The organism is Variovorax sp. Soil_C_26 (assembly GCF_057657075.1).
This window is the reverse complement of record NZ_JBDGJC010000007.1, coordinates 175,415-187,422: the sequence shown is the minus strand read 5'-3', so window position 1 is coordinate 187,422 and position 12,008 is coordinate 175,415. Positions and strand designations below refer to the sequence as shown.

The 12,008-nt window shown below is 67.9% G+C and carries 13 protein-coding genes; 10 read left to right on the top strand and 3 right to left on the bottom strand.

What is annotated here, in order from left to right; translation table 11 throughout:
* Positions 1–579 (top strand): biotin transporter BioY, encoded by a 579-nt coding sequence (locus tag AC3A6G_RS20495; RefSeq protein WP_487861230.1) that lies wholly within the window; start codon positions 1–3, stop codon positions 577–579.
* 98 nt (positions 580–677) lie between these two features.
* On the opposite strand, the gene AC3A6G_RS20490 is transcribed toward AC3A6G_RS20495, so the two are convergent.
* Positions 678–1,148 (bottom strand): DUF6314 family protein, encoded by a 471-nt coding sequence (locus tag AC3A6G_RS20490; RefSeq protein WP_487874414.1) that lies wholly within the window; start codon positions 1,146–1,148, stop codon positions 678–680.
* A gap of 255 nt (positions 1,149–1,403) precedes the next feature.
* On the opposite strand from AC3A6G_RS20490, the gene AC3A6G_RS20485 reads away from it, so the two are divergent.
* The 4 genes from AC3A6G_RS20485 (at position 1,404) to mnmA (ending at position 4,843) form a co-directional block, all read left to right on the top strand.
* Complete coding sequence (locus AC3A6G_RS20485; RefSeq protein ID WP_487861232.1) at positions 1,404–1,784, top strand: helicase SNF2; 381 nt, start codon at positions 1,404–1,406, stop codon at positions 1,782–1,784.
* A gap of 220 nt (positions 1,785–2,004) precedes the next feature.
* Positions 2,005–2,610 (top strand): DUF6891 domain-containing protein, encoded by a 606-nt coding sequence (locus tag AC3A6G_RS20480; RefSeq protein WP_487874413.1) that lies wholly within the window; start codon positions 2,005–2,007, stop codon positions 2,608–2,610.
* Between the two features lie 73 nt (positions 2,611–2,683).
* Positions 2,684–3,670, top strand: coding sequence for an LLM class flavin-dependent oxidoreductase (locus tag AC3A6G_RS20475; protein ID WP_487874412.1), 987 nt, complete (start codon positions 2,684–2,686; stop codon positions 3,668–3,670).
* A gap of 51 nt (positions 3,671–3,721) precedes the next feature.
* Positions 3,722–4,843 carry a tRNA 2-thiouridine(34) synthase MnmA gene (mnmA, locus tag AC3A6G_RS20470; protein ID WP_487861235.1) on the top strand — a complete coding sequence of 374 codons (1,122 nt, stop codon included), beginning with the start codon at positions 3,722–3,724 and terminating at the stop codon, positions 4,841–4,843.
* 19 nt (positions 4,844–4,862) lie between these two features.
* Here the strand turns inward: mnmA and AC3A6G_RS20465 are convergent, their stop codons facing one another.
* Both AC3A6G_RS20465 and AC3A6G_RS20460 read right to left on the bottom strand, forming a co-directional pair.
* Entirely contained in the window at positions 4,863–5,354 is a 492-nt protein-coding gene (locus tag AC3A6G_RS20465) for an NUDIX hydrolase (protein WP_487874411.1), read from the bottom strand.
* Positions 5,355–5,445: 91 nt separating this feature from the next.
* A complete protein-coding gene (locus tag AC3A6G_RS20460; protein WP_487861237.1) occupies positions 5,446–6,159 on the bottom strand; it encodes a response regulator transcription factor in 714 nt (237 codons plus the stop codon).
* A gap of 381 nt (positions 6,160–6,540) precedes the next feature.
* Between AC3A6G_RS20460 and AC3A6G_RS20455 the strand changes: the two genes are divergently transcribed.
* The 5 genes from AC3A6G_RS20455 to AC3A6G_RS20435 all read left to right on the top strand — a co-directional run bounded on the left by AC3A6G_RS20455 (position 6,541) and on the right by AC3A6G_RS20435 (position 12,007).
* Positions 6,541–7,671: a Re/Si-specific NAD(P)(+) transhydrogenase subunit alpha gene (locus AC3A6G_RS20455; RefSeq protein WP_487861238.1), complete on the top strand. Its 1,131-nt coding sequence runs from the start codon at positions 6,541–6,543 to the stop codon at positions 7,669–7,671.
* Positions 7,672–7,698: 27 nt separating this feature from the next.
* Positions 7,699–8,037: an NAD(P) transhydrogenase subunit alpha part 2 gene (locus AC3A6G_RS20450; protein WP_487861239.1), complete on the top strand. Its 339-nt coding sequence runs from the start codon at positions 7,699–7,701 to the stop codon at positions 8,035–8,037.
* Positions 8,034–9,458 (top strand): NAD(P)(+) transhydrogenase (Re/Si-specific) subunit beta, encoded by a 1,425-nt coding sequence (locus tag AC3A6G_RS20445; RefSeq protein WP_487861240.1) that lies wholly within the window; start codon positions 8,034–8,036, stop codon positions 9,456–9,458. The genes AC3A6G_RS20450 and AC3A6G_RS20445 overlap by 4 nt, the downstream gene beginning before the upstream one ends.
* An 88-nt stretch (positions 9,459–9,546) precedes the next feature.
* Positions 9,547–11,226: a long-chain-fatty-acid--CoA ligase gene (locus AC3A6G_RS20440; RefSeq protein WP_487874410.1), complete on the top strand. Its 1,680-nt coding sequence runs from the start codon at positions 9,547–9,549 to the stop codon at positions 11,224–11,226.
* A gap of 10 nt (positions 11,227–11,236) precedes the next feature.
* On the top strand, positions 11,237–12,007 hold the full coding sequence (locus AC3A6G_RS20435) for a 5'-methylthioadenosine/adenosylhomocysteine nucleosidase (RefSeq protein WP_487874409.1): 771 nt from the start codon (positions 11,237–11,239) through the stop codon (positions 12,005–12,007).
* Position 12,008: the final 1 nt, after the last annotated feature.

The following is a 12,008-nucleotide window of genomic DNA, read 5'->3' as shown; positions in this document are numbered from 1 at the left end:
ATGACCTCTTCCGGCTCCGCCCACTCGTCCCGTTCCCTGTCGTACATCGCGCTGTTCGCGGCACTGATGGCGGTGTTCGGCCTGATCCCGAAGGTCGACCTGCCGTTCGGGGTGCCGATCACGCTGCAGTCGCTCGGCGTCATGCTGGCCGGCTGCCTGCTCGGGCCGCGGCGCGGTTTTCTGGCCATGGCGCTGTTCCTGCTCGCGGTGGCGCTCGGCCTGCCGCTCCTGCCGGGCGGCCGCGGCGGCCTCGCGGTGTTCGTGGCGCCGGCTTCGGGCTTTCTGTTCGGCTGGATGTTCGGCGCCTTCGCCTGCGGGCTGCTGATGCGCCGCATGGCCGGCGCGACCGGCAAGGGGCTGCTGGCCGCGGCCTTCCTGTCGGCCTTCGTCGGCGGCATCCTCGTGGTCTATGCCTTCGGCATCGCGGGGCTCTCGCTCGTGGCCCACATGTCGCTGTCGCAGGCGGCGCTCGCGGTGCTGGTCTTCGTTCCCGGCGACCTGATCAAGTGCGGCCTTTGCGCGCTGCTCGTGCAAACGGTGATGAGCGGCCTGCCGCACTGGCGGCTGGACAAGGACTGAGACGCCCCCCGAAGCGCCTGCGGCGCTTCCCCCCACTGGGGGCGCACCCGGTGGACGGGCGGAGCCCGATCCACGGGTGCACTGGGTTGTATTCGCGGTTATCCGACGCGCGTGAAGACGGTGCGCGAGAGATAGTCCTTGCGCGGGCCGGCCACGGTGTGCTCGACCTCGAAGGTGCCGTCGGCGCGAAAGCGGTAGCGGCTGTCGTACTGGTCGGCCACGCAAAGGTGCCCGGCCGATCCGACGAGCGCGCCGCCATCGGGCGCGAGCGCGATGCGGTGAAAGAGCCGCGGCGGCGTCTCGGCGAAGAACACCGAGAAGCCGCCGGGGCTGCGCTCGAACAGGTAGTCGCGGCGGCCTTCGAAGCTTTGCCCGGTGGCGAGCAACTGCACCCGCCCGGCCTCGCGGTAGGCCAACCGGCCGGTGGCATCGCGCCTGAAGTCGGCCTGTCCCTGCATCGTGGCCTGGCCCACGATCGTGCGGCCCAGCGTCCAGAGACCCTCCAGGCGGTCGAAGATCTGGTCGGGCGCACCCCAGGCCGCGGAAGTCGATAAGGAAGCCGATGACATGGCCAGACTCTAAGCTGGACCGCATCGCCCCTTCCTTTTGCTGTGATTGTTTCGATTCCGTGAACACCGTGGTTCGTTCTGATGAGGGTTTTTACCTAGGGATCGGCGCACAATTCATCTCACAGGCCAGCCACCCGCTGACCTGGGTGAACAAGGCCCCCGAGCGAGGTGCCTGCCCCGGCAAGGGGCGGTGACCTACCCAAGACCGGTTCGAATCATCCAGACGAAAACTGAACTGAACTGAAGGAAATCAAAATGACCGCCTCGAAGATCCTCTCCGCCGTTGCCGTTGCCCTCATGGCCGTTGCCGGTTCCGCCCACGCCGAAACCTATGAAGGCGTGCACCCCCTGACCTCGGGCGTCAGCCGCGCCGAAGTCGCCAGCGAAGCCGTGGCCGCTGCGCACAGCGCCGACCCGTACGCCACCGGTGCCCAGGCCGGCCCGGCCCGCGCCTTCATCTCGACCGCCAGCGTTGACGCAGTCCGCGCCGAAGCCGTGGCCGCCGCACGCAGCGCCGACCCGTATGCCGAAGGCGCTTCGTCCGGCGTGGCACCGCTCGTCGCCAGCACCGTCGACCGCGCCACGGTGCGTGCCGCAGCCCGCGCTGCCGCTCACGGCGACGCGCTGCCGCTGTAATCCACGGCAGGCCCGGGCACCTGCTGCCCGCCCCCGAAAGCCGGCCCTTGCGTAAGCGGGGCCGGCTTTTTCATGCCTGTGCGCCGCTGGGTATCGCGCAACGCATGCTTTCGCCTTATAGGCCGTGGTGCCCGGCTCACGCGAGAATGCCGGACTGCTTCCGCTGCGAAAAAAGAAAGAAAGCATGATCCGTCGCCGCACCGGTGGCGCTCCGACACGCATGGCACTCACTCTCGACCCCGAAGACACACGCGCGCGCATCCACGACCTGGTGTGGTGCGGCTTTCATCCCGATGCCGACGTCGAGTGGATGGTCACCGACGAGTACCTCGATCCCGACGAGCTCACGGTCGAGGACCGCGCCTGGATCAAGGCCGAGGCCGCGCGCGCCTGCGCCGAGAAGCACGCTGCAGAGGCCGGCTGGCCCGCCCAGACCGAGTACGACCGGCTCGAGGCCGTGTTCGCGCAGCTGCGCGCCGAGAAGATCATCGCGCTGCACCGCGCGGGCAACACGCTGTCCGACGGCCACGACGACGTGCGCGAGCAGTGGCGCGCGGCGGGGCGCATGGACTCCGGCATCCGCGGGTGCTGCTTCTATCACGCGCAGGACCTCGATACGGCGGTACGCACAGGAAGGCTCCACCTGGCGTTCAGCGGCGGCATGATCCCCGAGCTCGAGCAGCGCGAGGCGAACACCGTGGCGGTTGGCCGGCGCATCGTCGAGCTGCTGCAGTCGGCGGGCTTCGAGGCGCGCTGGAGCGGCAACGTCAGCGAGCGCATCGAAGCCGACCTCGGCCAGTGGCGCAAGCGCAGCCCGCGGGCCTGAGCGTGGCCCTTGCGGGCGCAGCGGCAATGGCCTGCGCCAGCAAGGGTCGCGCGTTCGCGCGATCATCGGGCGCATGATCCCGTTCTCGATCCTCGACCTCTCGCCCATCACCGAAGGCAGCGACGCTGCGCAGTCGTTCCGTAACTCGCTCTCGCTGGCGCAGCATGGCGAGGCGCTCGGCTACGCACGCTACTGGCTCGCAGAGCACCATGGCATGCCCGGCATCGCCAGCGCGGCCACGGCGGTGCTGCTGTCGTACATCGGCGCGGGCACCTCGACCATCCGCATCGGCGCCGGTGGCGTGATGCTGCCGAACCATTCGCCGCTCGTGATCGCCGAGCAGTTCGGCACGCTGGAGTCGCTGTACCCGGGGCGCGTCGACCTCGGCCTGGGCCGTGCGCCGGGTTCCGACCAGCGCACCGCGCGCGCGCTGCGGCGCAACCTCGAGTCCGACGCCGACCAGTTCCCGCAGGACGTGGTCGAGCTGATGGACTTCATGTCGAAGAATCCGCAGCAGGCCGTGCGCGCCGTGCCGGGCGCGGGGCTCGAGGTGCCGGTGTGGATCCTCGGCTCCAGCACCTTCGGCGCGCAGCTCGCCGCGCACCTGGGCCTGCCCTACGCCTTCGCGTCGCACTTCGCGCCGCAGCAGCTCATGCAGGCGATCCAGATCTACCGCGAGACATTCAAGCCGTCGGCGCAGCTGCAGAAGCCGTACGTGATGCTGGGCTTCAACGTGTTCGTGGCCGACACCGATGCCGAAGCCGAATTTCGCGCCTCCTCGTGGCAGCAGGCCTTCGTGAACCTGCGCAGCGGCCGCCCCGGGCGCCTGCCGCCTCCCGTGGAGGGCTACCGCGAGAAGGTGGGCCCGGCCGAGAACGCGCTGCTCGACTCGGTGCTGTCGTGTTCGGCCGTCGGATCGCCCGCCACGGTCCGCGAAGGCGTGCGCGCGTTCATCGAGCGCACGGGGGCCGACGAGCTGATGATCACCTCGCAGGTCTTCGACCATGCGGCGCGGCTGCGCTCCTACGAGCTGCTGGCCGGCCTGCGCGCGCAGGGCTGATTTCCCCCACGCCGCCGGGCCCTGGCGCGGGGCTGGGACAATGGCGCGCTTATGGCAGCAGCAAAGCAACGCATCGTGGTGGGACTGAGCGGCGGGGTCGACTCCGCCGTCACGGCGCACCTGCTCAAGCAGCAGGGGCACGAAGTGGTCGGCATCTTCATGAAGAACTGGGAAGACGACGACGACAGCGAGTACTGCTCGTCGAATATCGATTTTGTCGACGCCGCGAGCGTGGCCGACGTGCTCGGCATCGAGATCGAGCACGTCAATTTCGCAGCCGACTACAAGGACCGCGTGTTCGCCGAGTTCCTGCGCGAATACAAGGCGGGCCGCACGCCGAACCCCGATGTGCTGTGCAACGCCGAGATCAAGTTCAAGGCCTTCCTCGACCATGCGATGCGCCTGGGCGCCGAGAAGATCGCCACCGGCCACTACGCGCGCGTGCGCTTCGATGCGGCCTCGGGACGCCACGAGCTGCGGAAGGGGCTTGATCCCGCCAAGGACCAGAGCTACTTCCTGCATCGCCTGAACCAGGCGCAGTTGTCGAAGACGCTGTTCCCGGTCGGCGAACTGCACAAGACCGAGGTGCGCCGCATCGCCGAGGAGATCGGCCTGCCCAATGCGAAGAAGAAGGATTCGACCGGCATCTGCTTCATCGGCGAGCGCCCGTTCCGCGAGTTTCTCAACCGCTACATCTCGAAAGAACCGGGTCCGATCAAGGACGACCGCGGCCGCAAGCTCGGCGAGCACCAGGGCCTGAGCTTCTACACGCTGGGCCAGCGGCAGGGCCTGGGCATCGGCGGCGTCAAGGAGAAGGGCGCACAGCGCGGTGCGGGCGATCACTCGCCGTGGTTCGTGGCGCGCAAGGACGTCGAGAAGAACACGCTCTGGGTGGTGCAGGGCCACGACCATCCTTGGCTGCTGTCGTCGTCGCTCGTGGCGGGCGACGTCAGCTGGACCGCGGGCGAGCCGCCCGCGCCGGGCCGCTACGGTTCGAAGGCACGCTATCGACAGGCGGACGCGGGATGCGAAATGGATGCGGCGCCCCAGGGTGGCGAGGCTGCGGCGGGCTTCATGCTGCGCTTCGACGCGCCGCAGTGGGCCGTCACGCCGGGTCAGTCGGCGGTGCTCTATGACGGCGAGCGCTGCCTGGGCGGCGGCGTGATCGTCTGACGCGCGGGCGCCGGGTCCCTCAGCGCACCGACGGGTCGACGTGCACCAGGTCGAGCGGAAAGCGCCGGCCGGCCAGGTAGTCCTCGACGCATTGCAGCAGCAGCGGACTGCGGTGGCGCGCCACGCTGGCGCGGATCTCGTCGGCACTCATCCAGAGGGTGCGCACGATGCCGGTGTCGAGCTCGTGGCCCGCTTCGCGCGGGCCCAGGTTGCCGGTGAAGGCAAAGCGCATGTAGGTCACGTCCACGGGGTCTTCGTCGTCTTCTTCGTCGCCGGCACGGCGCGAACGGGCCATGTAGATGCCGATCAGCGCGGTCGGTTCGAAGGCGTGGGCGGTTTCCTCGAGCGCCTCGCGCGCGCAGCCCTCGGCTGGCGATTCGCCGGGGTCGAGGTGTCCGGCCGGCGTGTTGAGCCGCAGCCCGTCGGCGGTGTGTTCCTCGACCAGCAGGAAGCGGCCGTCCTGTTCGATCACCGCCGCGACGGTGACGTTGGGTTTCCAGCGCGATGTCATTTCGGCTCCGTTCCTTGGTGGCCCCCGTGGCCGAAACCGATTGGAACCCATTCGCGACGGAGATGCCGGCTGCAGGCCGGACGTGGCGCGCTCAGCGCGCGAAGCTGCCGGGCAGCGACTTGGCGTCGACCATCTCGAGCCGGTAGCCCAGGCCGTAGATGGCCAGCAGCAGGAATCCGCTCGACGGGCGCAGGCCGAGCTTGGTCCGAAGGCGCGAGACATGGGTGTCGAGCGACCGGGAGAGCGCCTCCACGCCGACGCCCCAGACCGCTTCGTGCAGGTATTCGCGCGACAGCAATCGCCCGAGGTTCTGGAACAGGAACAGCGCGAGTTCGTATTCGCGGTTCTTGAGTGCCACTGGCTGGCCCCTGACCTTGAGGGTGCGCGAGGGCGGGTAGAAATGGTAGGGGCCGAACACGAGTTCGGGCTCGTGCTGCGCCGGATAGGAGCGGCGCAGCAGGGCCGTGACCCGCGCCTCGAGCTCGTGCGCGCGCACCGGCTTGGCCATGACATCGTCGGCGCCTGCATTGAGACCTTCGACCACATCGGCCTCGCCGCAGCGGCTGGTCACGACGAGGACCGGGACGCGGCTCTTGAGTTCGGTGCGCGCGATCCGGACGACCTCGAGTCCGCAGATATCGGGCAGACACCGCTCGAGGATGATGAGATCGAAGGTCTGTCGCCGAAGGATCTGCAGCAACTGCCCGCCTTCGCTGTAGCTGTGGCATTCGTGCCCGAGGCCGCCAATAGCCTCGTTGATCAGCTGGCGCTGATCGGACTCTTGGTCAAGTACTGCGATGCGCATTCCGTCCCCTTTTTCTAGTGCAATCCTGCCTCTACGGGCTTTTCAGCGCGGAGTGTATCTATCTGCATCTGGAGGGGTAAATGCGGCCCGCAACTAATTCGCAATTTTGGGAATTTCGGCCTCGGTAACAGAGTTTTTGCATATCACTGCAAACAAATGCGCAGTTCAACTCGCGCCCCGGGGCTGATGGCAGCGCAGGCCTGGGCGGCACCTCGGCGGTCGTCGCGCGCATCAAGTCGCTAGCATTTATGTAGCTGCAAACGCAATGACTGCGGTCATCAACGCCGGAACAGACGGTAGATTTAAGCGACAGTGATCGGTGTAATCTTGCTGTAAGCTCAGCCCGCGTTCCGTATTGCCCCCTGCCCTGAGGAGATCTCTATGCTGATAGGCGTGCCAGCCGAAACGACGGCCGGCGAAACCCGCGTGGCCGTCACGCCCGAGACGGTGAAGAAACTAGTCGCTGCGGGGCATGCCCTGCGGGTGCAGTCAGGGGCCGGGGTGGCGGCCAGCGTCACCGATGCGGCCTACCAGGCCGCCGGCGCCGAGATCGTCGACCGCGCCGCTGCGTTCGGCGCCGAGATGGTGCTCAAGGTGCGTTCGCCCGGCGACGACGAAGCCGCGCTCATGAAGCCGGGCACGGTCGTGATCGGCATGCTCAACCCGTTCGACGCGGCCGGCCTGCAGCGCCTGGCGGCAGCCGGCCTCACGGCCTTCGCGCTCGAGGCCGCGCCGCGCACCACGCGTGCGCAGAGCATGGACGTGCTGAGCTCGCAGGCCAACATCGCGGGCTACAAGGCCGTGATGATCGCGGCCGACAAGTACCAGCGCTTCTTCCCGATGCTGATGACCGCCGCGGGCACCGTGAAGGCGGCGCGCGTGGTCATCCTGGGGGTTGGCGTCGCGGGCCTGCAGGCGATCGCGACGGCCAAGCGCCTCGGCGCCGTGATCGAGGCCTCCGACGTGCGTCCGAGCGTCAAGGAGCAGATCGAGTCGCTCGGCGGCAAGTTCATCGACGTGCCCTACGAGACGCAGGAAGAAAAGGACGCGGCCGAAGGCGTGGGCGGCTACGCGCGGCCCATGCCGCCGAGCTGGCTCGCGCGCCAGCAGGCCGAGGTCGCCAAGCGCGTGGCGCTGGCCGACGTGGTCGTCAGCACGGCGCTCATCCCCGGTCGCGCGGCACCGACGCTCATTACCGAAGAGATGGTGAAGTCGATGAAGCCCGGCTCGGTCATCGTCGACATCGCCGCCGGCAAGGGCGCCGACGGCGTGGGCGGCAACTGTCCGCTCTCGGAAGCCGACCGCACGGTGGTCAAGCACGGCGTCACGATCGTGGGCGAGACGAATCTCCCGGCGCTGGTGGCGGCGGATGCCTCGGCGCTCTACGCGCGCAACGTGCTCGATTTCCTGAAGCTGATCGTCACCAAGGAGGGCGCGCTCAAGATCGACCTCGAGGACGACATCGTCGCTGCCTGCCGCGTCGCGCACGACGGCCAGGTCACGAAGAAGTAAACAACAACGCCGGCCCAGGAGAAGCCCATGGACATCGTTTCCCATACCGTCATCAACCTGATCATCTTCGTGCTGGCCATCTACGTGGGCTACCACGTGGTCTGGACCGTCACGCCCGCGCTGCACACGCCGCTCATGGCGGTGACCAACGCCATCTCGGCGATCGTGATCGTGGGCGCCATGCTCGCGGCCGCGCTGACCGAAACCCCGCTCGGCAAGACCATGGGCGTGCTGGCGGTGGCGCTCGCGGCAGTGAACGTGTTCGGTGGCTTCCTGGTCACGCGGCGCATGCTCGAGATGTTCAAGAAGAAGGAAAAGAAGGTCGCGCCCGCGGCGCCCAAGGCCGAGTCGGGAGCCGCCCAATGAGCATGAACCTCGTCACGCTGCTGTACCTCGTTGCCAGCGTCTGCTTCATCCAGGCCTTGAAGGGCCTGTCGCATCCCACCACCTCGATCCGCGGCAACGTCTTCGGCATGACCGGCATGGCCATCGCCATGCTGACCACCGGTGCGCTGATCTACAAGCTCTCGGCGGGCAACCTCGGCGGGCTGGGCTACGTGCTGGTCGCGCTGGTCATCGGCGGCGCACTCGGCACCTTCATGGCCAACAAGGTCGAGATGACCAAGATGCCCGAACTGGTCGCCTTCATGCACAGCATGATCGGCCTGGCCGCGGTGTTCATCGCGGTTGCGGCCGTGGCCGAGCCGTACGCCTTCGGCATCACGCTGCGCGGCGACCCGATCCCCGCGGGCAACCGGCTCGAGTTGTTCCTCGGCGCGGCGATCGGCGCGATCACCTTCAGCGGCTCGGTCATCGCCTTCGGCAAGCTCTCGGGCAAGTACAAGTTCCGCCTGTTCCAGGGCGCCCCGGTGCAGTTCGCGGGCCAGCACATGCTGAACCTCGTGCTGGGGCTCGCGACGGTGGCCCTGGGCCTGGTGTTCATGTTCACCGAGAACTGGCCCGCATTCTTCGCGATGTTGGCACTGGCCTTCGTGCTGGGCGTGCTGATCATCATCCCGATCGGCGGCGCCGACATGCCGGTGGTGGTGTCGATGCTGAACAGCTATTCGGGCTGGGCGGCGGCGGGCATCGGCTTCAGCCTGAACAACGCGATGCTGATCGTGGCCGGCTCGCTGGTGGGCTCCTCGGGCGCGATCCTGAGCTACATCATGTGCAAGGCCATGAACCGCTCGTTCTTCAACGTCATCCTCGGTGGCTTCGGCGGCGATGCCGCAGCCGCCACGGGCGGCGCAAAGGAACAGCGCCCCGTGAAGACCGGCAGCGCCGACGACGCGGCCTTCGTGCTCGGCAATGCCGAGACGGTCGTGATCGTGCCGGGCTACGGCCTGGCGGTGGCACGCGCGCAGCACGCGGTGAAGGAACTCGCGGCCAAGCTCACCGAAAAGGGCATCACCGTGAAGTACGCGATCCACCCGGTCGCGGGTCGCATGCCGGGCCACATGAACGTGCTGCTGGCCGAGGCCGAGGTGCCCTACGACCAGGTGTTCGAGATGGAAGACATCAACGGCGAGTTCGGCCAGGCCGACGTCGCGATCATCCTCGGCGCCAACGACGTGGTGAACCCGGCCGCCCACACCAAGGGCAGCCCGATCTATGGCATGCCGATCCTCGAGGCCTACAAGGCCAAGACCGTGATCGTGAACAAGCGCTCGATGGCGGCAGGTTATGCGGGCCTGGACAACGAGCTCTTCTACATGGACAAGACCATGATGGTCTTTGGGGACGCGAAGAAAGTAGTGGAAGATATGGGCAAGGCCATCGAATAGGCCCATCCGCGCAAGATCTTTGCGGCGCACTCCAGTGCGCCGCTTTTCGTTGCCATCTCAGATAACCCGATTTGGAGGAGACAAGTCCATGTCCGACCGTCCCTGGCTCAGCAGCTACCCGCAAGGCGTGCCTGCCGATATCGATGCTTCGCAGTACCCGTCGCTGGTGGCGCTCATGGAAGAGAGCTTCACCAAGTACGCCGACCGCACGGCCTACAGCTTCATGGGCAAGGACGTCAGCTTCGGCGAAACCGACAAGCTCAGCAAGGCCTTCGCGGCCTACCTGCAGGGCCTGGGGCTCGCCAAGGGCGACCGCGTGGCCGTGATGATGCCCAATTGCCCGCAGTACCCGGTGGCCGTGGCGGCCATCCTGCGCGCGGGCCTGATCCTGGTGAACGTGAATCCGCTCTACACGCCGCGTGAGCTTGAGCACCAGCTCAAGGATTCGGGCTCGAAAGCCATCGTCATCATGGAGAACTTCGGCACCACGCTGCAGCAGTGCATCGCGGCCACGCCGGTCCGGCACATCGTGCTGGCCGCCATGGGCGACCGGCTCGGCTTCCTGAAGGGCGCGATCGTCAACTACGTCGTGCGCAACGTGAAGAAGCTCGTGCCGCACTTCAGCCTGCCCGGCGCGGTGCGCTTCAACGACGCGCTCGACCAGGGCGCGAGCCGCACGCTGCAGGTGCCCGCCATCGGGCCCGACGACGTGGCCGTGCTGCAGTACACCGGCGGCACCACGGGCGTCTCGAAGGGGGCCGTGCTGCTGCACCGCAACGTGATCGCCAACGTGCTGCAGTCCGAAGCCTGGAACGAGCCCGTGATGGCGCAGGTGCCGGCGGGCGAGCAGCCCACGGGCGTTTGCGCGTTGCCGCTGTATCACATCTTCGCGTTCACCGTGGGCATGATGCTGAGCATGCGCACGGGCGGCAAGCTGATCCTGATCCCGAATCCGCGTGACCTCGCGGGCGTGCTCAAAGAACTCTCGAAGCACACGGTCCACAGCTTTCCGGCCGTCAACACGCTGTTCAACGGGCTCGCGAACCACCCCGACTTCAACACCGTCAACTGGAAGAACCTCAAGGTGTCGGTGGGCGGCGGCATGGCGGTGCAGGCCGCGGTCGCGAAGCTGTGGCTCGAGAAGACCGGCTGTCCGATCTGCGAGGGCTACGGCCTGTCCGAGACCTCGCCCTCGGCCACCTGCAACCCGACCGACAGCAAGGCCTTCACCGGCACCATCGGCCTGCCGCTGCCGGGCACCTGGCTCAAGCTGCTCGACGACGAGGGCCGCGAAGTACCGCCGGGCCAGCCCGGCGAGATCGCCATCAAGGGCCCGCAGGTGATGGCGGGCTATTGGCAGCGTCCCGACGAGACGGCCAAGGTCATGACGGCCGACGGCTACTTCAAGAGCGGCGACATCGGCATGGTCGACGAGCGCGGCTATTTCAAGGTGGTCGACCGCAAGAAGGACATGATCCTGGTCTCGGGCTTCAACGTCTATCCGAACGAGGTCGAAGACGTGGTGGCGCAGATACCCGGTGTGCTCGAGTGCGCGGCCGTGGGCGTGGCCGACGAGAAGACCGGCGAGGCCGTGAAGCTCGTGATCGTCAAGAAGGACCCGTCGCTGACCGAGGCGCAGGTGCGCGATTACTGCCGCGCCAACCTCACGGGCTACAAGCAGCCGCGGGTGATCGAGTTCCGCACCGACCTGCCGAAGACGCCCGTCGGCAAGATCCTGCGCCGCGAGCTGCGCGACGCGAAAAAGTAGCCGCCGACCGATGAGCGGCCCCGTCGCCATCGTCGCGGCCATGCACGAGGAGCTCGGCGCGCTGCTCGCGCAGATGCCCGATGAACAGCGCGTGCGCGCGGCCGGGCGCGATTTCTGGCTCGGCCATCTGCACGGCCAACCGGTCGTCGCGGTGCTGTCGCGCATCGGCAAGGTGGCCGCGGCGATCACCGCGACGGTGCTGATCGAGCGCTTCGGCGTGCGCGCGATCGTGTTCACGGGCGTGGCGGGCGGGCTGGCACCGGGCGTGGCGGTGGGCGACGTGGTCGTCGCCACGCAACTGCTGCAGCACGACCTCGATGCCTCGCCGATCTTCCCGAAGTACGAAGTGCCGCTCATGGGGCTGTCGCGCTTCGCCGCGGATGCGTCGATCAGCGACGGCATTGCCGCGGCGGCCGAGGGCATGCTGCGCGACCCCGTGGCGCTGCTGGGGCGGCATGCGGTCGATGCCTTCGGCCTGCGTGCGCCGAAACTGCACCGCGGCCTGGTCGTGAGCGGCGACCGCTTCGTGTCGACCAGCGCCGAGAGCGCCGCCTTGCGCCGCGACCTGCCTGAGGCGCTGGCGGTGGAGATGGAGGGCGCAGCGATGTCCCAGGCGTGCCACGACCACGGCGTGCCCTTCGCAGCGGTGCGCACCATATCCGACCGCGCCGACGACGCGGCGCATGGCGACTTCGCGCGCTTCGTCGCCGAGGTGGCGAGCCGCTACAGCCTCGCGCTCGTCAGCGGCTGGCTCGCAGCGCGACCCCTTGCCCAGGGTTAGC